General features: G+C 48.8%; 21 protein-coding genes. 12 read left to right on the top strand and 9 right to left on the bottom strand.

Features of this window, described 5'->3' with window-relative positions:
* Positions 1-10: 10 nt before the first annotated feature.
* Positions 11-985, bottom strand: coding sequence for a bifunctional helix-turn-helix transcriptional regulator/GNAT family N-acetyltransferase (locus tag G8759_RS11080; protein WP_167207906.1), 975 nt, complete (start codon positions 983-985; stop codon positions 11-13).
* Positions 986-1,122: 137 nt separating this feature from the next.
* Here G8759_RS11080 and G8759_RS11075 point away from each other — a divergent pair, with 137 nt between their 5' ends.
* The 8 genes from G8759_RS11075 (at position 1,123) to purQ (ending at position 9,074) form a co-directional block, all read left to right on the top strand.
* Positions 1,123-1,587 carry a RidA family protein gene (locus G8759_RS11075; RefSeq protein WP_167207904.1) on the top strand — a complete coding sequence of 155 codons (465 nt, stop codon included), beginning with the start codon at positions 1,123-1,125 and terminating at the stop codon, positions 1,585-1,587.
* Positions 1,588-1,605: 18 nt separating this feature from the next.
* Positions 1,606-1,893: a hypothetical protein gene (locus G8759_RS11070; protein ID WP_167207902.1), complete on the top strand. Its 288-nt coding sequence runs from the start codon at positions 1,606-1,608 to the stop codon at positions 1,891-1,893.
* 225 nt (positions 1,894-2,118) lie between these two features.
* Positions 2,119-3,429: an adenosylhomocysteinase gene (gene ahcY, locus G8759_RS11065; RefSeq protein ID WP_167207901.1), complete on the top strand. Its 1,311-nt coding sequence runs from the start codon at positions 2,119-2,121 to the stop codon at positions 3,427-3,429.
* Between the two features lie 207 nt (positions 3,430-3,636).
* Positions 3,637-4,782, top strand: coding sequence for a hypothetical protein (locus tag G8759_RS11060; RefSeq protein ID WP_167207899.1), 1,146 nt, complete (start codon positions 3,637-3,639; stop codon positions 4,780-4,782).
* Between the two features lie 37 nt (positions 4,783-4,819).
* The gene (locus G8759_RS11055; RefSeq protein ID WP_167207897.1) at positions 4,820-6,484 is read left to right on the top strand and encodes a M1 family metallopeptidase; all 1,665 of its coding nucleotides are present in this window, start codon (positions 4,820-4,822) and stop codon (positions 6,482-6,484) included.
* A gap of 115 nt (positions 6,485-6,599) precedes the next feature.
* Positions 6,600-7,346, top strand: a complete 747-nt coding sequence (locus tag G8759_RS11050; RefSeq protein WP_232074209.1) for a 5'-nucleotidase C-terminal domain-containing protein — start codon at positions 6,600-6,602, stop codon at positions 7,344-7,346.
* Complete coding sequence (locus G8759_RS11045) at positions 7,324-8,247, top strand: bifunctional metallophosphatase/5'-nucleotidase (RefSeq protein ID WP_167207895.1); 924 nt, start codon at positions 7,324-7,326, stop codon at positions 8,245-8,247. Before G8759_RS11050 ends, G8759_RS11045 begins: the two co-directional genes overlap by 23 nt.
* Positions 8,248-8,387: 140 nt before the next feature.
* Entirely contained in the window at positions 8,388-9,074 is a 687-nt protein-coding gene (gene purQ / locus G8759_RS11040; protein ID WP_167207894.1) for a phosphoribosylformylglycinamidine synthase subunit PurQ, read from the top strand.
* A gap of 93 nt (positions 9,075-9,167) precedes the next feature.
* On the opposite strand, the gene G8759_RS11035 is transcribed toward purQ, so the two are convergent.
* Positions 9,168-10,262 (bottom strand): alkene reductase, encoded by a 1,095-nt coding sequence (locus G8759_RS11035; protein ID WP_167207892.1) that lies wholly within the window; start codon positions 10,260-10,262, stop codon positions 9,168-9,170.
* Between the two features lie 97 nt (positions 10,263-10,359).
* Positions 10,360-10,629 (bottom strand): ArsR/SmtB family transcription factor, encoded by a 270-nt coding sequence (locus tag G8759_RS11030; RefSeq protein WP_167207890.1) that lies wholly within the window; start codon positions 10,627-10,629, stop codon positions 10,360-10,362.
* A 132-nt stretch (positions 10,630-10,761) separates the two neighbouring features.
* Between G8759_RS11030 and G8759_RS11025 the strand changes: the two genes are divergently transcribed.
* Positions 10,762-12,399: a CotH kinase family protein gene (locus G8759_RS11025; protein WP_167207888.1), complete on the top strand. Its 1,638-nt coding sequence runs from the start codon at positions 10,762-10,764 to the stop codon at positions 12,397-12,399.
* Between the two features lie 71 nt (positions 12,400-12,470).
* Here G8759_RS11025 and G8759_RS11020 read toward each other — a convergent pair whose 3' ends face one another.
* On the bottom strand, positions 12,471-13,958 hold the full coding sequence (locus G8759_RS11020; RefSeq protein ID WP_167207886.1) for a hypothetical protein: 1,488 nt from the start codon (positions 13,956-13,958) through the stop codon (positions 12,471-12,473).
* Positions 13,959-14,274: 316 nt separating this feature from the next.
* Here G8759_RS11020 and G8759_RS11015 point away from each other — a divergent pair, with 316 nt between their 5' ends.
* Complete coding sequence (locus G8759_RS11015; protein ID WP_167207884.1) at positions 14,275-15,213, top strand: PLP-dependent cysteine synthase family protein; 939 nt, start codon at positions 14,275-14,277, stop codon at positions 15,211-15,213.
* A 338-nt stretch (positions 15,214-15,551) separates the two neighbouring features.
* On the opposite strand, the gene G8759_RS11010 is transcribed toward G8759_RS11015, so the two are convergent.
* Positions 15,552-16,238 carry a class I SAM-dependent methyltransferase gene (locus G8759_RS11010; RefSeq protein WP_167207882.1) on the bottom strand — a complete coding sequence of 229 codons (687 nt, stop codon included), beginning with the start codon at positions 16,236-16,238 and terminating at the stop codon, positions 15,552-15,554.
* 142 nt (positions 16,239-16,380) lie between these two features.
* Complete coding sequence (locus tag G8759_RS11005) at positions 16,381-18,021, bottom strand: CehA/McbA family metallohydrolase (protein ID WP_167207879.1); 1,641 nt, start codon at positions 18,019-18,021, stop codon at positions 16,381-16,383.
* 126 nt (positions 18,022-18,147) lie between these two features.
* Between G8759_RS11005 and G8759_RS11000 the strand changes: the two genes are divergently transcribed.
* On the top strand, positions 18,148-18,900 hold the full coding sequence (locus tag G8759_RS11000; RefSeq protein ID WP_167207877.1) for an SDR family NAD(P)-dependent oxidoreductase: 753 nt from the start codon (positions 18,148-18,150) through the stop codon (positions 18,898-18,900).
* A gap of 85 nt (positions 18,901-18,985) precedes the next feature.
* On the opposite strand, the gene G8759_RS10995 is transcribed toward G8759_RS11000, so the two are convergent.
* On the bottom strand, positions 18,986-21,487 hold the full coding sequence (locus G8759_RS10995) for an ABC transporter permease (RefSeq protein WP_167218873.1): 2,502 nt from the start codon (positions 21,485-21,487) through the stop codon (positions 18,986-18,988).
* Positions 21,488-21,598: 111 nt separating this feature from the next.
* Positions 21,599-22,288, bottom strand: coding sequence for an ABC transporter ATP-binding protein (locus tag G8759_RS10990; RefSeq protein ID WP_167207875.1), 690 nt, complete (start codon positions 22,286-22,288; stop codon positions 21,599-21,601).
* Between the two features lie 215 nt (positions 22,289-22,503).
* On the opposite strand from G8759_RS10990, the gene G8759_RS10985 reads away from it, so the two are divergent.
* The gene (locus G8759_RS10985; RefSeq protein WP_167207874.1) at positions 22,504-23,217 is read left to right on the top strand and encodes an arylesterase; all 714 of its coding nucleotides are present in this window, start codon (positions 22,504-22,506) and stop codon (positions 23,215-23,217) included.
* Between the two features lie 83 nt (positions 23,218-23,300).
* Here G8759_RS10985 and tamL read toward each other — a convergent pair whose 3' ends face one another.
* Positions 23,301-25,778 (bottom strand): translocation and assembly module lipoprotein TamL, encoded by a 2,478-nt coding sequence (gene tamL / locus G8759_RS10980; protein WP_317166776.1) that lies wholly within the window; start codon positions 25,776-25,778, stop codon positions 23,301-23,303.
* Positions 25,779-25,784 lie beyond the last annotated feature (6 nt).

Genomic DNA, 25,784 nt, shown 5'->3' with positions numbered 1-25,784 from the left:
ATTTCAGGGCTTACAGGTTTATTTCCATACGAATATCGGCACGGGCGTAAGGTGTTGGTACGCGGGGCACTTCGCGGAAACCTACGCTTGCGTACATGGTCAAGGCAGGAGTCAGCACCCGATTCGATTCGAGCCAGACCGTTTTGACGCCTATCTGCCGGGCATAATCGATGGCTGCTAAACACAGTAATTTACCAACACCCCTTCCGCGGGCATCTGGTGATACAGCCATTTTTGCCAGTTCGAAACTTGAATCACCCCGTTCTGTCGTTCCGGTATTGACCATAGCGACACAGCCAATAATCTGGTTATCGGTTTTGGCAAAGAAAATCTGGCCCTTATTCGGCAAAATATAGATTTCGGGGTGATCCAGTTGCTCCAGATCGTGCTGTTCAACCCGAAAATACTTTTCAATCCATTCAATATTCAGTCGTTTAAAGTCAGACTGATACTCAGGCGAGTAAGAAACAATAGCGATGTTGCTCATGGCCAATTGCTGCGATTTATTGGTGTTTAATTGATCCTGAATCCGATCGAAAAAAGTACGTTCGGCTAATTGTGCTTCCATTTCCTGAAGCGAAATCAGCATGTTGTGTGTCTGCCTTGCCAGCATTTGCCGGTTGACTGTAATAAATGCATCCCAAAGTGGCTGAAGCTTGGGGAGCATATCCTGCCCGGTTTGGCTCAGCGACAATAGTCGTTTACGCCCATCCTGCTCCGACTTGGCCGATACGATCAGGCCATGTTTTTCGAGTTCATTAATAACCTGAATTACAGCCGGATGCGTAATACCTAAGCGGTCGGCGATTTCCATAACGGCTACCGGTCCCTGCCGGGCAATCAGGACAAAAATGGTGGCCCAGCGCACATCGAAGTCAACCCCCGACTGCCGATAGGTGGCCGTTACCCCCTGCCAGTATAGATCACTTAACCGCCGAAGCCGACTCGCAAGAGCCAGTTCGGCCATTTCTGCCATAAAATCCATAACTATGTAAGAACTTACGTAATGTCTTACATAATTAATAAAAGCTGTTTATTCTGCCAAGAAAACAAGCAATTATATTTTCAGACAGCTATTTATCGACTAACTGAATAGTTTTGTAGCCGCTAATCCTATGCTTTATGAACTCTTTTCGTCAGCTACTTTTCTGGTTTTGTCTGCTGCTAAGTGCCCACAAGCTGTTTGCTCAAAAAATTCAGTATAGTAACCCACCCGGACTACCCGTTTCTAAAAACTACACGCAGATTGTTGTCACGCAGGCAAACCGGATCGCCTACATTTCCGGGCAGGTTTCGGCCAACACCAAAGGAGAAATTGTTCATAAAGGCGATTTTCGGGGGCAAACCCGACAAGTGTATGAAAACCTGAAAACAGCTCTGGCCGCAGTGGGCGCTACGTTTGCCGATATAGCCAAAATAACGACCTATGTTGTCAATACGGATGAGGAGAAAATAGGGATCGTGCGGGAAGTACGCAATCAGTTTTACGCAGGTCCCAATCCACCGGCTAGTACGTATGTTGGCGTTCAGGGGCTATATGACAAGGATGTATTGATTGAAATAGAAGCAATAGTCGTTCTGAAATAATACAGGACTTTCGCTCAGATGCGTGCCACGGTTATTACTGATGCGCAAATAAACCGTGGCACGCATCTGAGCGAAAGTCCTATAATCGTCTGGTTCGTATGTTGCCAATCCGGTTATGACATTAGTCCATTGCCCATTGTCGAACAAGATGGTGTTATCTTTATTCTGACCGACAACGTGCGCTATGCTGTTTATCGCCAAACCCGACCGATAAGCTGGGCATACAAGTTATCCAGTTCAATGGTAAACCGGGTTTTCCTCCTTAAAAATCTGAAGTATCAGTCAGCACGATGGATGGCAAAGTAGCTCGATTACAACTTAGTAGTACATGATTTCTGAGGGTTTGATACGATTACCACTAGTTGAACTGCACATGAATTATCTGAAGTTGCGAACGCCGGATGCTAAAGTATTTGGCTTCAGGTAGGGATTCTGGATGTTGGTCGTTATTTTTGTATTTTGCTAAGAATCCAATTCGCGAAGGCTTTTCTCACTATATCAGTACAAGTTCTTCGTATTTCACTAAGCAGTATGCAAACTTCCACGTACGTTCCTTATAAAGTTAAGGACATCGCGCTGGCCGAGTGGGGCCGTAAAGAAATCAAATTGGCCGAAGCCGAAATGCCTGGCCTAATGGCCCTTCGCGCTGAGTTTGGCCCGTCGAAGCCGCTCACAGGTGCCCGTATTGCCGGTTGTCTGCACATGACGATTCAAACAGCGGTATTGATCGAAACGCTGGTTGAACTGGGTGCTGATGTAACCTGGTCTTCCTGTAATATTTTCTCGACTCAGGATCACGCAGCAGCCGCAATCGCAGCAGCCGGTATCCCTGTGTATGCCTGGAAAGGCATGAACGAGGAAGAGTTCAACTGGTGTATCGAACAAACCCTATTCTTCGGTGAAGATCGCCAGCCGCTCAACATGATCCTTGACGATGGTGGCGACCTGACCAACATGGTTTTTGATGTGTATCCTGAACTGATTGAGGGAATCAAAGGCTTGTCGGAAGAAACCACGACCGGTGTTCACCGCTTGTATGACCGGATGAAAAACGGGACGCTTCACCTGCCGTCTATCAACGTAAACGATTCGGTTACGAAGTCGAAATTTGACAATAAATACGGTTGCCGCGAGTCGCTGGTCGATGCTATTCGTCGGGCTACCGACCTTATGCTGGCCGGTAAAGTGGCCGTTGTGGCTGGCTACGGTGACGTAGGTAAAGGTTCAGCAGAATCGTTACGTGGTGCTGGTTGCCGGGTTCTGGTAACTGAGATCGATCCAATCTGCGCGTTACAGGCTGCTATGGACGGCTACGAAGTCGTACCGATGGATGAAGCGGTATCTCGTGCCCAGATTTTCGTAACTGCGACCGGCAACGTTCGTATTATTAAGGATCGGCATTTCAAGGCGATGAGAGACAAAGCGATTGTCTGCAACATCGGCCACTTCGATAACGAAATCGACATGGCATGGCTGAATGAAAACTACGGTCATACGAAAAGCCAGATCAAACCGCAGGTGGATATGTATGAAGTAGAGGGTAAAGAAATTATCGTTCTGGCAGAAGGCCGCCTGGTTAACCTCGGCTGCGCCATGGGCCACCCCAGCTTCGTAATGTCGTGTTCATTCTCAAACCAGACACTGGCTCAGCTAGAGTTGTGGGCTAACTCCGACAAGTACGAGAACAAAGTTTATGTTCTACCCAAAAAACTTGATGAAAAAGTAGCCGCTTTACACCTGGCTCACGTCGGTGCGAGACTCGAACCACTGGAGCAGGAACAGGCTGATTATATTGGTGTTACATTAGACGGGCCTTTCAAATCCGAAATGTACCGGTATTAAGTTAATTATACGGGTTAAAAATAGGCTACTATTTACACTTATTAGCTTATTTACATACTTACCCATTTGCCAAAAATGGCGCGACATCTGCAACGAGTCGCGCCATTTTTGCGTAAAATTTGTTAGTATTGAAACAAGGAATAGCTTGACTATCTTATCATAAGGCTCTTGTTATTACTTTTATGTCCCAGCGTTGCTCTATTGCCTATGAACCGTCTGCTCTACGTGCTACTTCTGTCTCCCTTGCTCGTTTCGGCGCAGGCGACGATTGACACGCTACACTGGAGCGCGACCCGACGATTACAGCTTACTGACTTTCGTTCTCCGACACAACCGGGTCTGGGTGGTTCAGAATTTTATTATCAGCTCGGCTATGAGGTACGCCCCACATCACTCTGGAGCGAACCCGCCGTTGATGCCTACTGCCTGATGTTCCGGAACCTGTCATGGGTTTCAGAAACGGCCAAAAATGAGCGAACACTGGCCTACAATCAGGTGCTGTTTGATCTGGTCGAAGTACATGCCCGGCAGATGAAGGCAAAACTCATTTCGCTGCGGGCCGATCGGCATTTTAAACAAAAAGCCAAGCAAATCGAATACCTGACCAATTCGGAACTGGGTTCCGAGGTCAATCGGTTCAGGGGCGAAACTGGCGGTGGCGACGATCTGGAGGCCTTACAACGATGGCAGCGTCAGGTTGTCCAGCGGCTCTATGATACACCCGATCTGGTAACAACATTCCATTCGTCGAAAGTCGGCTTTGGCATTTTCTTTGGTGTAAGCGGGGGCTTACCAACCGGCCCGCTGGCCGAAACAATCACCCCACCCGCTGGCCTGGCAATGGGTCTGGACATTGCCTTTCGGCGGACAATACTGCTGCTGCATCCGACCCAGTATAATTCGAAACTGACCCAGGGATTCATGCACCAAAATCAGTCCTGGGAAGAAGGTATGCGTGTCCGGCCGTCCTTACTTGAAGTAGGCATCGGGCGTGTCGTTTATGATTCACCCCGCAGTCGGTTTATTCCGTATGTTGGTTATCGCCTGCTCGACCTATCACCCCGCGACCGCAACGATGAGCGGTATAAGGGCTATTCGCTGACAAATCATGCCCCCACTGCGGGGCTTATTTTCGATTTTAAATTAGGCGATAATACCCAAAAACCCGATCGATCGGAAGACAGCTTCTGGTTCATACGGACCAAACTTTCCGTTAGTCCGGTTCAGGCGACAGCCCCATTTTCGGGTAGTCTGATTAATCTGCAAATCGGGCTGGGTGGTTTTGGGCGAATCCGTAAAGTCAACTATAAGCCCGAACGGACCGCTATTCCTCTGCCAGGTAGTATACTTTAGTCTGTATTTTTCGCTAATTCTACGTCGGTATGTGCTTATGAATCGATCTCGAAAAGCTGTTTTAGGACTGCTCTTCAGCTTATTCACCTTGTCGGGAATAGCTAAGGAAGCGACTGTTTCTCCACAGCCATTTAGTCATGCCGACTCTCTACGAGGGAGCCTTCGCCCGGAGCGGACCTGCTACGATGTAACCTTCTACGACCTGAGTTTGAGCGTCGACCCAACAACAAAACGCATTGCGGGAACAAATACCATTCGTTACCGAGCTGTTCGCTCTTTCCGGCGAATGCAGGTTGACCTCTTCGCAAATATGGCTATAAAGTCCATTCAGCAAAACGGAAAATCACTCGCCTACACCCGCGACGGAAACGCAATTTTCATTACCACGAACGATACACAACCCGCCGGACAAATTCGGGAACTGACCATTACATACTCAGGCAGTCCGAAGATTGCCCTAAACCCACCCTGGGGTGGGGGCTTTGTCTGGCGCACCGATACGACAACTGCTAAAAGTCCGGATTGGATAACCGTTGCCTGCGAAGGAACCGGAGCCAGTTTGTGGTGGCCCAACAAAGACCACTTGTCCGATGAGCCCGATTCCATGCGGATTCGCTGTCGCGTTCCAATAGGCTTGACCTGCGTTTCAAATGGAAAGCTAATCAGCCAGCAACCAACTCAGGATGGCCATCAAACTGAATGGACCTGGTTTGTGCACTACCCCATCAACAACTATAACGTTACGCTCAACATCACCGATTACGCCCATATCGCCGACACGTATACCGCCCGCGATGGACAGAAACTGGCGTTGGATTACTACGTGCTGCCGGGTAATGTTCAGAAAGCCAAAATCCATTTCGAGCAAGTTAAAACCATGCTCGGCTGCTTCGAAAAATATTTCGGAAAATATCCTTTCTGGCGCGACGGATACAAACTCGTCGAAACACCATATTGGGGCATGGAACACCAGAGCGCTATTGCTTACGGTAATCACTATTACAACAATCCATTCGGTTTCGATTTCATCATCATCCACGAAAGTGGACATGAGTACTTTGGCAATAGCCTGAGTTGTGCCGACCATGCCGAAATGTGGATTCACGAAGCGTTTACAACCTACGCGGAAGCTTTGTTTGTTGAGTATACACAAGGCAAAGCGGAGGCCGTCGACTATCTGAATACCCAGCGAAAACTGATCCGGAATAAATTTCCCATGCTGGGTCCACTGGGTGTCAATTACGATCAGGAAGATACCGACATTTACTTCAAAGGAACGTGGATGCTTCACACGATTCGGAATGCGGTAGGAGACGACACGAAATGGTTCGCAGCCCTCAAAGCGTTGACAACGGAAAAGCGATTATCGATCGTTTACACGGACGAAATCGTTGATTTCCTGAGCAAAAAAACAGAAGTCGATCTGAAACCGCTGTTTAATCAATACCTCCGCTACCCCAATCTGCCTACGCTGGAGTATAAGATCAATGCAAAAAATACCAGCGAACTGACACTGAGCTACCGGTGGGTGGCCGACGCTGATGGCTTTAATCTACCGGTTGTTGTTCGGGTTGGGCAGGGTAAATGGCAAACAATTCGCCCTACCAGCGACTGGAAAACGACTACCGTCAACACGACTGGTACGGTGGCAATCAATGTGGACAATGGCCTGTTCACTACACGGTCAGTAACGGTGGAATAAAGCCAGTAACCCGGTCAGGACTTACTAGCCTAATGATGGCCTGTATTACCCCAAAGGCCGTGGTTTCTAACCAATTATTAACACACGATTGCCAAGACTTTCCGAACTTGCACTTATGATGAAGAAACACCTACTGTTACTGGCCTTTGCTGGTCTATCGGCCTGTAACCCTGGCGGCTATCACCTCACCAACCGAACGGCTAACCGCATAGGCGTAGACTCTGTTGCTGCCCCGGCTGATAGCAGCATTGCCAACTTTCTGAAACCCTACCGGCAGGGCCTCGACAAAGCCATGAACGAGGTGCTGGCCCGCTCAACCGGGCGTATCGAAAAAGGGCAACCCGACGGTCCACTCAACGACCTGCTAACCGATGCGCTGCTGCAACAGTCAAGCCAACGATACGGAAAGCCAATCGACTGCTCCCATCTGAATTTCGGTGGCATTCGCAATAATCTCCCCGAAGGGAACATCACGACTGGCTCAGTCTTTGAGGTTATGCCCTTTGATAATCAACTTGTTGTGCTTACGCTTAAGGGCGATATGCTGCAACAGATGCTGAACCATTTTGCCGTTGGCAATAAATTGGTTGTGGGTGGTTTGCGGGCTAAAATTCGCAACGGACAGGCTACTTCGGTAACATTCACTAACGGCCGAACCCTTCAACCCAACGAAACGTATACCGTAGCCATGAGTGATTATGTGGCCGACGGGGGCGATGATGCAGGTTTTCTTAAGAATCCGGTCAAGCGCGAGAACATTAGCTATTTAATCCGGGATGCCCTAATCGACTATTTTCGCAATCAGGGCAAAACCGGTCAACCTATCAATCCTGTTTCTGATGGACGCATTAGCCTCGAATAGACGTCAGTTTTTGAAATTACTGGGCACAGCCGCCGTTGTCGGTTCGGTTGCTCCGAACGTGCTGGCGATGAGTAAAGCCAAAACGACATCCCTAACCATCCTCCATACGAATGATGTGCATAGTCGGCTCGACCCATTTCCGATGGATGGCAGCCGCAATGCGGGTAAGGGTGGGGTGGCCCGGCGGGCGACCCTGATCAGACAAATCAGACAGGAGCAAAAAAATGTGCTGCTGTTCGATGCAGGTGATGTATTTCAGGGAACCCCCTACTTCAATCTGTATAAAGGCGAACCGGAAGTACTGGCCATGAACAAGCTCGGTTATGATGCCGGAACGATTGGAAACCACGACTTCGACGGTGGTATCGATAATATGGTTACACAGTTTGGCAAAGCCAGCTTTCCCCTGTTAATCGCCAACTATGATTTCAAGAATACGGTGATGGATGGTCATTCGATGCCGTATAAAATCTTTGACAAAGAAGGCGTTCGGGTCGGCGTTTTCGGACTAGGTATTCAGCCCGAAGGGCTCATTCCGAAAAATGCCTATAAAGAAACCAAATACCTCGATCCGATCGAAATTGGTAACGACATCGCTGCCCAGCTTCGCTCAGACAAGAAATGTGATTACGTGATCTGCCTGTCACATCTCGGCTTTAAATACAATGAACCGACCGTTTCGGATAACGTTCTGGCGGCCAAAACCCGCAACATCGATCTTATAATCGGTGGCCATACGCATACCTTTCTCGATGCGCCAGTAGCCGTCAATAATCCGGATGGACAACCCGTATGGATCAATCAGGTTGGGTTTGCGGGGATCAATCTGGGACGGCTCGATCTGGCATTTGAACAGGGCAAGGCCGTTTCCAGTACCGGAAAGTCTGTTGAAGTAAAGTAAAGTTCGTACCTTTGCCTGTCTAAAAGAGTGAACAAATGAAAGAGTAAAAGAGTGATGGCCCGGCATACCGGCTGACGCTTCTCTTTCACTCTTTCGTTTGTTCACTCTTTGCATTTTCACTCTTTCGCTCTTTCACCCCTATGAAATTTGGCGTTGTTGTTTTTCCCGGCTCTAACTGCGATCAGGACGCCGTCGATACGCTGGAACTAATGGACCAGGAGGTCGTTAAACTCTGGCACAAAGACCACGACCTGCAAGGTTGCGATTTTATAATCCTTCCGGGCGGCTTTTCATACGGCGACTACCTTCGTACGGGCGCAGTGGCCCGGTTTTCGCCAATCATGAATGAAGTTATTGCCCATGCAAACCGGGGAGGCTATCTGATGGGTATCTGCAATGGTTTCCAGATTCTGGCCGAAGCCCGGCTCGTTCCGGGTGTGCTGCTGCGGAACTCCAATCAGCAGTACGTCTGCAAAAACGTTTACCTGACTCCTCAATCGCCCGATGCGCTCTTAACAGCGGGGCTCGATCGTCCGGCTTATAAAATTCCAATGGCTCACGGCGAAGGACGTTATTTTGCCGATGCCGACACGCTCAAAGCATTGAATGACAATGGTCAGGTTCTCTTCCGTTACTGCGACGAAACGGGTACAATCGTCGAATCGGCCAATCCGAACGGTAGCCTGGAAAACATTGCGGGGGTTACCAATAAAGGCAAAAACGTATTTGGGATGATGCCCCACCCCGAACGCGCGGCTGATCCTCTGCTCGGCAATACGGATGGTCGACTGATTCTTGACCAAATCCTGAAAGCGGTTTTGGTTTAGGCTACTAATTTATTTATAAGACAACGGGGTGATTAGAGGCTGGTTAACACCAAATTCTAATCACCCCGTTGCCTTTATGAACGAATCAGCTTACTACCCATTCACCTCCACCAGGACAGGGTAGTCAGTATAGCCTTTTTCGCCGGTTGTATAGAATGTTGAATAATCGAGTTCATTCAATTCAGCACCGATTTGCAGACGTTCAACGAAATCAGGATTGGCGATCAATGGCCGCCCGAAAGCGATCAGATCACCAGGTCCATTTGTCAGGTCATCTTCAGCCCGTTGTGCATCATAACCCCCGCTCAGGATCAGCGCCCCTTTGTAAGCGTCACGAATTGCGTTGACAACTGAATCGGGGATAACAGGCCCTCCCATCGACGAATGATTGACAAGATGGATATAAACCACGCCTAATTCATTCAGTTTTTGAGCGATGAATTCGTAGGTTTGATCGACATCAGCATAGGGTTTAATGTCGTTGAAGACATTATACGGCGACAAACGAACGCCCACTTTATCGAACCCGATAGCCTGTCCGGCCGCTTCGGCAATTTCGAGTAGAAAACGACTGCGATTTTCGATGCCACCACCGTATTCGTCAGTACGCTGGTTGGTATCAGGGCTGATAAACTGTTCGATCAGGTAGCCATTGGCTCCGTGTAGTTCAACGCCGTCGAAACCCGCTTCGATGGAATTTTTAGAGGCTGTTACGAATTCCTGAATAGTCAGTTTAACTTCGTCGGTGGTCAGGGCACGAGGGGTTGGATGCGCTAACATCCCTGATTCATCCGTGTAGATTTCGCCAGCCGCTGCCACCGCCGATGGAGCTATAACTTCCGCATTTTCGGCCAGGTGAATCGGATGTCCGATCCGGCCTGTGTGCATCAGTTGAGCAAAAATTTTACCCCCTTTCGCATGAACGGCCTCTGTTACTTTTTTCCAGGCCTCAACCTGCGCTGTGCTATAAATACTCGGCATTCGGGCATACCCTTCGCCATTGGGCGATGGGCCAACACCCTCTGTAATAATTAGCCCAACCGATGCCCGCTGAGCATAATACGTTGCCATAATGTCGGTTGGCAGGTGATTGGCCGTTGCCCGATTCCGGGTCATAGGGGCCATCACGACATGGTTCTGGAGAGTCAGGTTGCCAAGTTTAGCTTCAGAGAAAAGCTTTTGTGCCATAATTTATTATCCGTAATGAAACGGCCTTTAAGGTTTGTTTCCTGGTATGAAACACAATCAAATATTTAAAAGTTTGGATGTATTAAAATAAAAAAACTTAGGTGAGCTTTTCGATGAAGCCCGATAACAGTTGAAGCGATTCTTTATTTAAGGTCAAATGTAAGTTTCTACCTTCTTTTTGCGCATTAACCAACCCACTGTCTGTCAACAACTTAACATGATGCGACACACAAGGTTGCGATAATCCGGTGAGTTCCTGAATGTCGGAGGATGTCATGCTTCCTTTGTTAGACAGTTCCAATAAAATTGCCAGTCGGTATTTATCCGAAATAGCCCCCGTAGCTTTTTCAACAAAACGATTCTCCATTGCGATGCGGCTTAATTCCGCTTTTCTGAATAAATCTAACAAAATCTGCGCCAACAAGGTGCCCAGTAAATTCACCCAAAAATATTCATATTTTTACATAAAAAAATCAAACATGAGGTAATTTTACCAGCTATGCGAACCTATTGTCTATCCCTGGTCATTTTTCTGAGTCTAGTAGTTAGACCAACTCTTGCCCAGACGCTTAGCTCTTCCAATCTACCCATTATACTGATCAATACCAACGGGCAGGCCATTCAGGATGAACCCAAGATCGTGGCTGAGTTGCGAATTATCGATAATGGAGCTGGTAAGCGAAACAATATAACCGATAAACCTTCTTTCATCAGCAAAATAGGCATCGAAAAAAGAGGAGCTACCTCACAGCAATTTTTCCCTAAAAAACCATACGGCATCGAACTGCGTGACACATCGGGGCTGAATTCGGTCAACGCATCCGTATTGGGTATGCCGTCGGAATCAGATTGGGTGCTTAATGCCACTTACAATGACAAAACACTTATCCGTGAAACGCTTACATATGACCTTAACCGGCAACTGAGCAAGTATTATACACCCCGGTATCGCTACTGTGAGGTTATTTTGAACAACAGTTATGAAGGGATTTACATTTTGTTCGAAAAAATCAAGCGTGACAAAAATCGCGTCGATATTTCTAGTATCAAAAAAACCGATGTGTCAGGAGATGCCTTGACAGGTGGATATATTTTTAAAATCGATAAAACAGAAGGTTCACCCTCTCGTTCCTGGGTTTCGCCCTATACGGGTGCTCAGGGTCAACGTATTCCGATTCAGATTGATCGACCAAAACCCGAAGACTTAGCCGAAGAGCAGTTTCAATACACGAAAAAATTTATAACAGATTTCGAAAATGCCTTACGGGGAGATCAATATCAGGATTCGACGGCTGGTTACCGCAAATATATCAAGGACGACTCGTTTGTTGATTATCTGTTATTAACGGAGATCTGTAAGAATGTAGACGGTTATCGGCTCAGTAGCTTTTTTTACAAAGATCGCGATTCAAAAGGAGGGAAGCTGGTTATGGGGCCCATCTGGGATTATAATCTGACCTACGGCAATGCGAATTATTGCGCGGGCGACTCGTATCAGGGCTGGGCGTATGATTTTAACCGTACCTGCCCAACGGATTCGTATCAGATGCCGTTCTGGTGGGATCGGTTACTGAGTGACCGGGCCTTTGCCAAAAAGGTGCGAGTAAACTATCAGGCTTTACGCAAAACGATCTTAACCACTGATCGCATAAACACGTATATCGATTCAGTAGCGACGGTGCTGACCGAGGCCCGCGTTCGAAATTTTCAGCGATGGCCAGTTATTGGCGTAGCCGTCTGGCCAAATAACTTCGTTGGCAAAACGTATGAGGAAGAAACCAGCTACCTGAAGTCATGGATAAGACAACGTTTAAGCTGGATGGACTCGGCTATTTTACCGTTCGGAACCGACGTTCTCGCAATAGAGCCAGCGAACGCGTTTGATCTGCAAATCAGCCCGAATCCGTCGGCGGGCGAACTAACGGTACAATACCGCCTTGTCCACCGCTCTGACCTCCGGCTGACCATTACCGATGCAGCCGGGCGAACGCTCCGAACTATCCTCTGGCCGGGTCAGGCTGCGGGAGAACACAAGCAAACCCTGCCAACGCAAAGTCTTCCAACGGCGCCAGGCACCTACCTACTGCAACTCGATGCCGACGGGCAACCCGTTAGCCGAAAAATTCTCAGGCTTTAAGCAACACAACCTCAGCGAATGAACCAGACAGAGCCGGTAATGTGGTCTGCCTGGTTTATGATAAAAAGTACTTACTGTCTGATAATCTTCACCGTACGCACCTGCTGATTAGTAGCCGCCTTTAGTAACAACAACCCTGGGGTTTGCTGGTCTAACCGGAATAGCTGCTCTTCATACACACCTGCCGACTCAATTTGTCGGCTTTCCAGCAAGCGGCCAGTCAGGTCGCTTAACCATAATTTCACAGGCTGACCCTGTGCTCCTTCGATCAGTACTCGTACTTGTTTCTGGACTGGATTTCCCATCAGGGACAGTGATAAATTAGCGCTCGTTTCCGGTACGCCTGCACGAGCCCGTCCACAGGTCGCTTTCAGATCCCAGGTATAGGTGACGGTCTGGCCACTCTGACGCGCCATCAAGGTGAAAGGCTGTACATCATTGGCGGTCCGACTGTCTTTGTCTACAAATTGGGCCGGATTGGTTGTCCAATCGGTGATACCGACGGCTTTAAACTCAATCAGAGACCCATTACCACCCGAGGTTTTGAAGGTGATGGCTCCTGTAGCACAATCATAAGTCGGGGCCAGTAGCGACAGGCCATCCCCTGTAGGAGGCTGTGGGCTGTTGCAATTGGAAGCCAGATAGACGCTTAAATCAAACGTATAGCTCACGGTCTTTCCACTCTGGGTCGCCAGAATCGTAATAGGTTTCGGATCATTTCGTAACCCTTGTTCTACAATACCGAAGTTATCTGTCGCAGAGACCCGCGAGATGCCGGGTGCACTATACGTGATGGGTGATCCATCGCCACCGCTTGTGTTAAAGGCGATCGCCCCGGTAGTACAATTGTAGGTAGGAGCCAACAACGCTAACGAACTGCCTGATGGATTAATAATCGTAATTGTAAAGCTGGTTGTAAACGGAGGGTCATTTGGAACGCGTGGATTAATCGCCGTAACCGTCACTGGATAAGTACCCGCTGTTGCCGGACTCCCTCCTATTCCCACATAAAAGGCCGTTCTTGACAGCAGACCGCTCGATAAACTCATTCCAGGTGGTAAGCCTGTTGCACTGATCGGCCAGGTCAAATAATTATACGGCTCTCCCTCCTGGTAAAAACCACTACCGATCTGGAAGTCAGGGTAAGCCGTTATCGTCTGGCCGACCGTAAACGTTCGATCCGGTATAATTGACCAAACCGGCACAGGTAACAGGGGGCTGGCACAATAGGCAGCAAAGTTGAAGATATAGGTAGCAGTATGTCCACTCTGGGTCGCCATAATCGTAATCAGTTTCGGATCGTTTCGCAACCCCTGTTCAACAATACCAAAATTATCGGTCACCGACGCCCGCGTAATGCCCGGAGCCGAATAGGTAATGAGTGACCCATCACCATCGGCGGTGTTAAAGGTGATGGCTCCAGTCTGGCAGTTGTAGGAAGGTGCGGTCATTCTTAACGGGCCCTGAGCGAATCCCATAAAAGGCATGGCCAGAATCAAACTCAAAATCAGCATAACCAGCTCTCTACAGCTCGTTAGCGCTTCGTACTTGTTTTTCATAAAACAGATTTAGGGATAAACGTGAACTTCACTACCCGTTGATAGGCAGTCAGTAACGGACGTGAATGGATTTTAGAAAAAAAGTTTTGATGCTGCTGTACGAAACGACAATTGGCCTTATCAGTTTGCGTTATCAAACAACTTCTGGTTTGATGGCTTTTTGGCCAGACAACCCGATCTGGCAATCTCTGACCAGCACGCTTACTAATTAGTTGCAAGAAAATCAGGGCGATAGACTTAAATTTGACCAGTAGGTATCAATTCTCTATTAGCCATCACTCGGTGGCCTCCAGCAACATTCTTCGCCCTTATTTTTATGCCAGACAACTACGCATCGACAACACTTCACGCAATCGGCAATACACCACTGGTTCGGCTAAATCAGATTGTTCCGCCAAACAGCGCCGAAGTTTTTGTCAAACTGGAATACTATAACCCAACCGGATCTTACAAAGACCGAATGGCGCTGGCCATGATTGAAGAGGCCGAACGGAGTGGCGCTTTAAAACCAGGTATGACCGTTGTCGAATGTACAGGGGGTAGTACAGGCACGTCGCTCGCGTTCGTCTGCGCTGTAAAAGGCTACCCTTTTCAGGTTGTAACATCGGATGCATTCGCGAAGGAGAAACTGCAAACCATGCGGGCGTTTGGTGCTGATCTGGTTATTATAGCGAGCGAAGGCGGCAAGATCACACCCGATCTGATCCCATCCATGCGCGAAAAAGCCCGGCAGTTATCGGAAACTATCGGAACCTATTTCACGGATCAGATCAATAATCCAAATTCAATGAAAGGGTATTCCCGCATTGGTCAGGAGATTCTTCAGCAACTTGACAGACCTGTGGATGCCTTTTGTGGTGGCGTCGGCACAGCGGGTATGTTGATGGGCGTTTCCCGAGCTTTTCGTGAAGCGCACCAGACCACCCGAATTATTGCGCTGGAACCCGCTTCTGCCCCATTGCTATCGACAGGTACTCGCGGCACACATACCGTAGAGGGTATTGGCATTGGTATGGTTCCTCCCCTGCTTTCGAACGATTTTTACGATGAAGTTAGAACGGTAGATGAAACTGAAGCGCGGCAAATGGCCCGAATGCTGGCCAAAACGGAAGGAATCTTTGCGGGAATATCAAGTGGCTTAAATGTTACGGCGGCCCTCCAGTTAGCTCAGGAGCTGGGGCCAGGGCATACGGTCGTTACAGTTGCCTGCGATTCGGGTATGAAATATTTATCTGGCAGTTTATATACAAATTAAGAATCTCCTTATTTGATAAGACTTTCGCTTAAAAGCGTGCCACGGTTTGTTTGCGTATCATTAGTAACCGTGGCACGCTTTTAAACGAAAGTCCTGGGATCATTCATTTATCCCATGAAAAATAAATCAAGCCACTCCTTCATTAACCCTTATTGGCTTACTGTTGGCTATAACAACGGCAAAGCCGCCAACAAACGAAGAGCTGTTGTTATATGACGTTAAAGTAATTCAACAACTGGCCAATGACCCTGATGAGTATCCTTTTTCATAAACGAAGCTCCCGCCACAGTCTCCGGAACAGAACTATAGCGGGAGCTTCATTTATCGATAGGTATAGCCTATGCAGTTTCCATCAAATCTTCAATATCGATCAACACGGGCGAATCATATAGTTTACGCATCATGAAGCCATGCTCTTTCAGGTACGACAGGTTGTATTTACGCACCATCCCGTGAGTAGGAACCTCCTGACTTTCCACGTGATCAATGGCGTAGTTTGGGAAATAACTGGCTACCTCATCCGGCAAAATACTGAACGGTGGGGTTGCCAGCGCAGGTGCATATTCGAGCGTATTGAGGAAACTCAGCGTGCCGACTGGTGCCAGCCATTCGAGCGTTTGCAGGTAACGCATCCGCAGCGGGCGTGGTAACGCGACCAGCGCAGCCCGGTCATACACAATATCGAATGGCCCAATATCTTCGCGTTTCAGCGAGAAAAAGTCACGGCAGAGAATCGTGATATTGCCCGACACGAAACGGCTTCCGATCTGCCGATAGGCCAACTGGTTGTCCTCAAAAAACTGGTGGATTGCTTTCTCAACAATTTCTACCCCAATGACCCGCGTCGCAAACCGGCTGAAGTACAGCAGATCCAGCGATTTACCACAGAGTGGTACAAATACGGTTTGTCCCTCCAGAGCGAAAGGAGGCAGGTATTTAATGGCGTAGGGGTGAATGTCTTTACGATGAAAGCTGGTATAATGTCCCTCCAATTCCCAGGAGTTGAACCAGAATGCTTTTTCCATGATAAAAGAGGATGCCGTTTCGGAATGCGTTTGATGTCACAAAGTTCCGAACCAGCTCTGCTTTCTTTTAGCGCGAATTCACGGCTTTTGCAAAATGCGTAATTACCCGTACTCGACAGCGAAAAATCACGGACAAACACACTCAGCGAAGCTGCTTTCGCAATTCAGCAATTCGTTGTCGCGTTTCGGCGATCCGGCTTCTTAAACCATCCTGATAACGCCAGGCCTGCTCATCAAGTTTGGGTTGCTCCCCTGCAATTGTCTGCTCGATCTCCTGCAAATAGTGTTCGCTAAGATCCAGATAATGACTGGCCGTTTCAGGATTATGGAAACTACCCCCTTCAACAGTGACATACACGGGTGTTGTGTGAGCGGCCTGGCCAGGTCCGGCTGAGCATCGGGCAGCTATCCACCGTCCCTGCTCAATGTTCGGTAACGTTACGCTAAGCGATAAATGCGCCGACGACTGCCCCGATTGCTGAGCCGTAACACGGCCAATTACCCGCCCATGGCTAACGAGTTCCAGCGTGTCGAGGGGTGTTTGCCCCAGGTGTCCATAGGCATGTACAGTTACCGAAAGCTGGCTCCCCCGTTTAATGTTCAGGTAATCGCCCGGTATCGCTGATTGCCGGACATTATCACCATTGTTCACCTGTAAATCCAGAATCGGACCACTGGAAACAAACGTATGACCACGCTCAATAGCCGTTTTCCAGGCGATGAGTGTAAGGGGTTTAGGGGTAGCCGTTTTGCCGAGATAAACATAAAACCGGGCATTGCCGATGCGGGATGAATGCTCAGGAGGCCCATGCCCGTGATCCTGACCGCACCAGGGAAAATCAGATCCCGCCGTTGCGGTAAGCGGTATACCCAGATCGAGCAGGTGATAATAATGATCTGTATGCAACGGGTGTTCATCGACACAGAACTGAAGCAATTCTAACGCGTTTACTTTCCCCCGCAGACCATCCAGCATCAGTCCCCGATAACCATGGAAGGTTTCACCCTGATGAGCGTAGCCAGTTATGCCCCCCAGACGATGCACTTCATCAAAAATCTCATCGAAATAATAGTATCTATCGCGCCGACGAACCCGGTTGGCGGCTCCGATGGCAAAAGCGTGACCCAATTCCGGCGTTCGGGGATCTTCCTGGCCAGTTGTAAGCAGGTAATCATCCTGCTGATATACACCTTTCTCCCCATAGGCGTACTGCGGATAGTATGTTTCCCAGAAATCACCCATGCGCAAAAGTGCCCCAAAATGAACATCTTCAGCCTGCAACCAGGTCATGATCAGTGGATTTTCGCGCGGAGAGCGTCGAATATGAATGTGACCATCAGTCGAATACCAGCCTTTATCGACCATGTTTATCCAGCGAGATAGTCGATACGTCTTTTGCAGCTTCTTGCCAGCCGCAACCACGATGGTATGCTGCTGTTTTACATACTCATTTCCTTTGGAAAGCGATAATTGATAGGTACCGGGCCGAAGCGATAACCGACATTGTCCAGCGATGTAAAACGAGCTGTCGGGCTGAAAAGCATACCCATCTTCATGATCCCAAAGACCATACATCACAGCAACGGCCTGGGTAGGCAACTGAGCTATTGGCCGCCCATTGTGTGTAATTCGGACCCGAACAGGCGTAAGTTTGGACGTAGTGCCATCCTGAACCGTGACGATCAATTGCCCCGTCATCTGGCCAGATCCCGGCATCGGCATAGCCCATACCAGAGCGGTAAAAAACAGCCCGAAGAACGCATGTCTGTCCAAATGCACCATTGGTATGATCACCGTAATTAATTTTCTGGTTGTCTATCGAATTGGAAAGCCATCTCTCGCTCACTTGTCCTGCCAAACATAACTATTTCCGGGCAGATGGGTTCTTTTTACAAATATGTAACAATTATGGAACACTCATTAGCGGGTAAAACGGCTCTCGTTACCGGAGCCGCATCAGGGATCGGTAAGGCCATTGCTCTTCTCTATGCACAACACGGTGCAAATGTCCTTGTCTCCGATCTCGACGCTGAAAAAGGGCAGGTTGTGGTGGAGCAAATTAAGGGAATGGATGTACAAAGCCATTTTCTGTTAGCCGATGTCGGCGACCCGGCCGAATGCCAGCGTCTTGTTACAGAAGTGGTCAATCGGTATGGAAAACTGGACATTGCCTGCAACAATGCAGGTATTGGTGGCGAACTGAACATGACCGCAGACTACAGCCTGGAAGGATGGCAGAAGATCATCAACATTAACCTCAATAGCGTTTTTTTCTGTCTTAAATATGAACTGGCCCAGATGCTTAAACAGGGGCACGGCAGCATTGTGAATATGGCCTCTATTCTGGGTCAGGTTGGTACACCGAACTCACCGGGTTATGTAGCTGCCAAACATGCCGTAGTAGGTCTGACCAAAACAGCAGCTCTCGAATATGCTCAGAAAGGTATTCGCGTCAATGCGGTCGGACCCGCTTATATCGACACGCCCCTTCTGTCTGTCTTACCTGACGAGGCTCGTCAGCAGTTGATCGGTCTACATCCCATAGGCCGGTTGGGGAAGGCCGAGGAAGTAGCTGAACTGGTTGTGTGGTTATCTTCCGAGAAAGCGTCATTCGTAACCGGGTCGTATTATCCGATCGATGGCGGATATCTGGCGCAGTAGTTTAGTCAATAGTTCGCCCTGATGGCTGAGAACAAGATTAGTCTTCCAACCATCAGGGCGAACTTTTTCCTGTCAGAAGCATAACTCACACTTCCGAACGCAAAACATCTAATGGTGGGCGAACCAATACCTCGCGACTGTTGAAAAGACCGATCAATACGGTCAGAATCGTTACGATAGAAGCGACGATGATCAACGGTACAGCATCGGGTCGATACGGCACCTCGAATACAAATTGAGCCAACGCCCAGGTGCCGAGTACCGACAAAAGAATGCCCGACAACGCAGCCAGCAGTCCAAGCAAACCATATTCAAGCGCGGTAATGCGCAGAATCTGATTACGGCTGGCCCCCAGCGTTCGAAGCAGGACGCTTTCACGCAATCGCTGGTATTTGCTGATAACCACCGAACTACCCAGTACCAGCAAACCAGTCAAAATACTAAAGAGGGCCATAAACTGAATGACGAATGAAATCTGATCCAGAATTTCGTCTACCGTTTTTAAGATTAGACCAAGATCAATAGCCGAAACGTTCGGAAACTGACTGACCAGACCGCGTTGTAAGATAGCCGAGGTCCGGCTGTCGGGCACACGTGTCATCAGGACGTGAAACTGAGGAGCCTGTTCGAGCACGCCCGAAGGAAATACAACCAGAAAGTTAGTCTGTACCCGGTTCCATTCTACCTCCCTCGTTCCGCCAACAATGGCCGGTATCAGCATCCCCTGCACGTTGAAATTGAGCGTATCGCCGAGCTTCACATGCAACCGATCCAGAAAATCTTTCTCAATAGAAACATAAATGTTCCCATCGGCCTGATAAGGTGCTTTACCCGCAACCTGTTTCTCCGATGAAATTATTGAATCGCGATACGTAACCCGATATTCACGGGTGAATGCCCAGTTGGGTGTTTTTAGCGTAGTGTCTTTTTTAGCGGATTCAGGTGTTTTTCCATTAACATCCGTTAGGCGCATAGTCACGACGGGTACATCCTGCAAAACCGGCAATTTCTGCTGGTTAACCAACGCGCGCACGCCCGCGACCTGCTCTTTCTGAATATCGAACAGAACCATGTTCGGTTGATTGCCGCTACCCGACAGTTCGACCCGGCCGAGTAGTAGCCCCTGTGTCAGGTAAAGCGTTGCGATCAGGAAAGCACCCAAACCAATAGCCGTCACCAGAATTAACGTCTGGTTATTGGGTCGGTATAAATTGGCCAGACTCTGCCGCCAGACATAACTCCACGAAGTTGGAAAAAACTTCCGAACGAGCCAGATCAATCCCAAACCAAGCACAGTCAGGATGCCAAATGCCACGGTTAGTCCTCCAGTGAAACCAATAGCCAGCATTAGGTTTTTGGTTTGCAAATAGGCGAATCCAACGATGAACCCGATAACAAGCAGGTATACCAGCCACCGCCACGGATCACGGCCACTCAAATCATCTTCATAAGATGTTCGGAGCGTTCGCAGGGGCGACACATTCCGAATCGCCAGCAAGGGTAGAAGAGCAAACAATACGGAAATAAGTAACCCTGTACCGATGCCACCCAGTATGGCCGGTGCCGACAATGTGGTATCAACAGCAACCGGCAAAAACCTGCCGAACACCTGCGGCAATACCAGTTGCACCGCCGAGCCAACCAGAGCCCCAACTGTTGCTCCAATCAACCCCATCAGGGCGGTCTGAAACAGATAAATCAGTAAGGCCTGCCGTCCGCTGGCCCCGAGTGTCCGCAGAATTGCTACCGATGTAATCTTTTCCTTCACATACAATTGCACTGCACTGGCAACCCCTACGCAACCAAGCAACAACGCTACAAACGCAACCAGGCTCATGTATTTGGTTAAGTCGGCGAATGAACGACCTGTCTGACGTTTACGATCAGCAACGGTATCGACGTTGACGCCTTCCTTATCCAGTTGGGATGCATATTTCTTGATGTATGCCGACACATCGGTGCCGGGCGCAAACTGGTAATAGTATTTGTAAGCTACCCGGCTACCCCGCTCCAGCAACCCTGTACTGGCCAGAAACTGACTTGGAATAAATACCGTCGGCGCAACCGTAGCGGCAATGGCCGCCTGTCCCGGTGTTTTGGTGACCCGACCCGCAATCAGAAACGATAGTTTACCAACCTTCACCGAATCGCCGGGCTGGGCACCAAGCTGCACCAGTAAGCCATCATCTACCAGAGCAATCCGGCTTTTCGCCTGTCGGAATGCCTGAATAGCCGAAGCAGGTGCCACTTCCCAGGTTCCGTAGTACGGAAAATTACCTTGCAGACCTTTTATCTGGGCCAGTCGAACACCGCCCGTTTTAGGAATCGATACCAGTGACGCAAACGAAACTTCATAGGCCCGGTCGCGACCCATCGTTTTAGCCAATTGCAGGGTTTTGGCAGAAGGCGGACGCGTCCACGAGAGTGTCAGGTCAGCGCCGAGCAGTTCACGTGCCTGATCGTCGATACTGCGGGCCAGATTATCGCCAAAGGAATTGATAGCGACCAAAGCCGCAATACCCAGCACAATGGCCGACATAAACAGCAAGAGCCGCTGCCGACTCCGGCGACTATCGCGCCAGGCCATTCGAAAAAGCCACGAGAAACCAGGCTTTGGATACAGCGTCGAATAAAATCGTGGTGAGTCCATTATTGAAAAGTGACTAAGTGAATAAAATAGACGTTAGAATTCACCTGTTCACTCATTTACTAATTGTAGAGAATCAGAGACTACGGTGCCTCCTTTTATGCGAATAACCCGCTGCGTACGAGCCGCTAACTCCAAATCGTGCGTAACCAGTACAAGCGTTGTGCCTGCTTCTCGATTCAGTTCAAAGAGTAGATCGACAACCGTTGCGCTGGTATCAGCGTCGAGGTTACCGGTCGGTTCATCGGCAAACAGCAGTTTAGGCCGATTGGCAAAAGCACGGGCCAGCGAAACCCGTTGTTGCTCACCACCAGAGAGCTGAGTGGGGTAATGGTGCCCACGTTGGCCTAAACCAACCCGTTCCAGAAGGGCCTGGGCAGTTTTCTGCGCCCCTTTTTCGCCCCTCAGTTCCAGTGGCACCATTACATTTTCAAGGGCTGTAAGTGTCGGTAGCAGTTGAAAATTCTGGAAGATAAATCCGACGTACTGGTTCCTAATAGCTGCCCGCTGGTCCTCCGAGAGCGTATCCAGTCGAATATCATTCAGATAGACACTCCCCGACGACGCACGGTCTAATCCCGCACAAAGCCCAAGCAAGGTGGTTTTACCACTACCCGACGGGCCAACAATGGAAAACGTATCGCCCGGTTCGAGCGTAAAGTTGACGGCATGCAGAACCGTTAGTTCCCGGCCGCCACTTTGATAGGTTTTTGTAAGATTTTCGACGTGTAGAATACTCATGGAACCAAAAAGGTTGTTCTAAACACAGAGATAACGGAGATTTACACCGAGCAATAAATCAGGAGTTTGTTTCCGAACGCAGTATCCCGGTTTGTTGATGAACCGACTTTACCGGGGTACCACGTTCAGTGAAACAAACTCCTGTAGAAAATTTGGGATTATAGCCTGTAATCTTCTATTTGCTCCGTGTTTAAATCGTAACCACCATAAAACCAATGAAGTTCTTACACATTCGCCAAACGTCGTATTCTGTGATAAGCGGCCTGATGCTGCTCTTAACGGCGTGGGGATGCGGCTCATCTGACTCAAAAACTGAATCAGCATCAGCCACCAGTGCCTTGAAATCCGCTGAAACCAAATCGGCGACAACCGCTAAAAAACCAATCGTACTGTTCTATGGAAACAGCCTGACCGCAGGCTACGGTGTTGAGCCATCGCAGGCATTTCCGGCATTGGTAGGCCAGAAAATAGACTCCGCCGGGCTTAACTTCCAGGTTGTCAATGCTGGACTCAGTGGCGAAACAACAGCAGGTGGTAAAAGTCGCATCAGTTGGGTTATGCGCCAGCCCGTTGCCGTGTTCGTGCTCGAACTGGGTGGCAATGACGGACTTAGAGGCATTCCGCTTAAATCGACACGGCAGAATCTGCAAGCCATTATTGACACCGTTCGGCTGAAAAGTCCACAGGCGACTATCGTGCTGGCCGGTATGCAGATTCCACCCAATCTGGGTACCGATTATACGCGGGAGTTCAGAGGTTTATTTAAAGAACTGGCGGATAAGAACAAACTGGTTCTGATTCCGTTCCTGCTCGAAGGAGTTGGTGGTATACCGAAACTTAATCAACCCGATGGTATCCACCCTACCCCCGCCGGTCATAAAATCGTGGCCAAAACGGTCTGGAAGGTATTGCAGCCAGTATTGCAGTAAGGTTCAGTATTGTTTTTTATAGTTACTCAGGACTTTTTTCAGCCCCGTGCCAAGGTAAAAAACCGTGGCACGGGGCTGAGCATTTAGAACGGATACCCCACGGCTATGTTAAAGACAATATTCTGCTTTCGCCATTCCGAATCCCGGAAATTGATCTGATTAATGACCCATTCACTTCCATCGGTTTTATACGGTTTTCGGAGTGGTGTTGCCAGATCGAAGCGAACCAGGAAATACGACAGATCCAGGCGCAGGCCAATTCCGGTACCAATGGCGATTTGCTGGTAGAATTCAGGTGTGAACTTGGCCTGCGCTGCGGCACCTAGTATATCGTTATTTGAGAACGTCCAGACGTTGCCAGCATCCACAAAAATAGCGCCTTCAAGAAACTTGTTGAACTTAGCCCGGATTTCGGTATTGGCTTCCACTTTGATGTCGCCACCACCATCCTGAAATAACTGTAGTTCCCGAAGTGTATCGCGCGTAAATAGACCCGGCCCTATAGCACGTGCCCTGAAGGCGCGTATACTATTTGGACCGCCAACAAAATATTGCTTGGTCAGTGGTAGCTGCATACCCTTGGAGTTACCATAGGTAGCCCCTAGTCCACCGAATACCCGATTAGCCCAGGTTATATTTTTCGATAATTTCCGGTATAAACGGGCGTCGACATCAACACGTACGAACTGAGCAAACGGAACACCAAAGATAATTTGATCGCCATTGTCGTCCCGCTTATTAAACAATAGATTAGCCAGATTACCTGCGGGCTCTATGTTAGCCGATAATCGGAAGGTTGTTGGCGACGCTGAACGTGGCGAAGAATTATAATTGAACGTATACAGCGTACTCAGAATAAGCTGCTTTGAATTTTGTATGGCATAATACTGCCGAAATATAAGCGGGTTGTTTGCGGCTGAATCAATAAAGGCAGTACTGATGTTCGAGGGGCGGACGTAGGTAATATTAAAGGGCTGAAAAATATGCTCAATCTGTTGGTTTTGCCGCCACGCATACCCAAATGTTGTCTGAAACGAATTCAAATCATAGAGCCCACCTCGCTTGATAAGCTGATAGCCAAGTGTAACGTTTGTTTTAGGTAACGCCTGTCGTTGGTCATAGCGAAACCGGAATGGGCTCACCAAACGAGGAAAGCTCAAGAGCGCATCGGCCCCTAAACGATAGTTCGTTACGCTTTGCGAACCGCCACCCACCTGAAATTCAATACCTGCGTTGGCATTGATCGTCAGTAATTCGGCCCGTTTGAAATAGTTGCGATTTCGCCAGCTAAGAACCGCCTGCGACCCATTAAAATTGTTGGAACGAGAAGTACCATCAATTTCCAGACGTACCGATTTGGTCGGATAGGGCGTCAGGTAATAATGAACATCCAGAACGGCTGAATCGCCCTGCTGATCAGGATCGAATCGGTTACGAACAAACTTAAACGCACCGACATTGATAAATCGCGAAAGCGTTAAATCCTGCGCACGGCTGTTGTAACGCCTACCCGGCTGAACGGCCATAATATCCCGGAAAAGCTTTGGATCAAAGCGTCGGGTGGAGTCAACGATATGAAATTGCTCTTCAGACTGGTAAGCACTGCGTTTGTTGGTATCCTGCCGGGCCGTAGAAAGGTTATAATTCGGGTAAATGAATACATCCCGGATCGAATACGGAACCCCCGCTGCGGCAGGCATCTCGGGCTTGATGGCAAAATAGAGTTTGGTGCGGTGAATACTTGAGTCGTTGTCAGCGATAACAGCCACGTAGTCGGGCAGGAAATAATAAAATCCCCGTTGCTTAAGCGCCTGACTAATACGCTCCCGCTCCAGTTTTATGTTATCGAAGCTATAGGGGCTGCCTTTCTTAATAACTGTCCGGCGAGCCGATGCCCACAGCGCTTTTCGGACCGGCGTCGAATCGACCAGAAAAGCAACCGAATCAATAGAATAACGCGGCTTCACATCGACCTCATAAACACCCCGAGCCTTGTAGCCACTTTCCTTTAGTTCACCGGTCACCTCCGAGCCAAAGTATCCGTCATTTTGTAAGGTAGCCTCCCAGACGGGTATGTTGGATGAAATCGCTTTGGCGCTGGCCAGAACGGGTTCTTCACCAAATTTCCGTCGGAACCAGGACCGGAATCCCTTCGGCTTTTTGGGTTCGCCAAACAGATAATAGAGCCCAACTTTATACGGGAATCCGAATAGTTGCTTGTTTGGTTTTGGGCGAGCCAATCCGGCCAGTTGTTCCTCAATTGCCTTTTTATTATCCTTAGAAAGGATTGAATCTGACTTTATGTTAATATCTGTTCCGGCATAAAGGCGTTCTTTGGCCGGCAAATGCTTCCCAATATTACAGGCATTAAGCAGGCACATCATGGCGATCGGGATACCAACCGAAAAAAGGGATGAATGCCCTCTCTGTACCCGATGCCACGCCAGCCTTTTCCTATTGGCACTACGGATCGAAAACCCGTTGAGCTGCCGGGCGGTGCCTGTTGCTGCAAGGATACGATTCGCAATAAACCCAACTATGATTTTGAACAAATACACCATAATAAA

This window comes from Spirosoma aureum, assembly GCF_011604685.1.
In the GTDB taxonomy this organism is placed as follows: Bacteria; Bacteroidota; Bacteroidia; order Cytophagales; family Spirosomataceae; genus Spirosoma; species Spirosoma aureum.
This window is presented reverse-complemented; position numbering and strand designations above follow the sequence as displayed.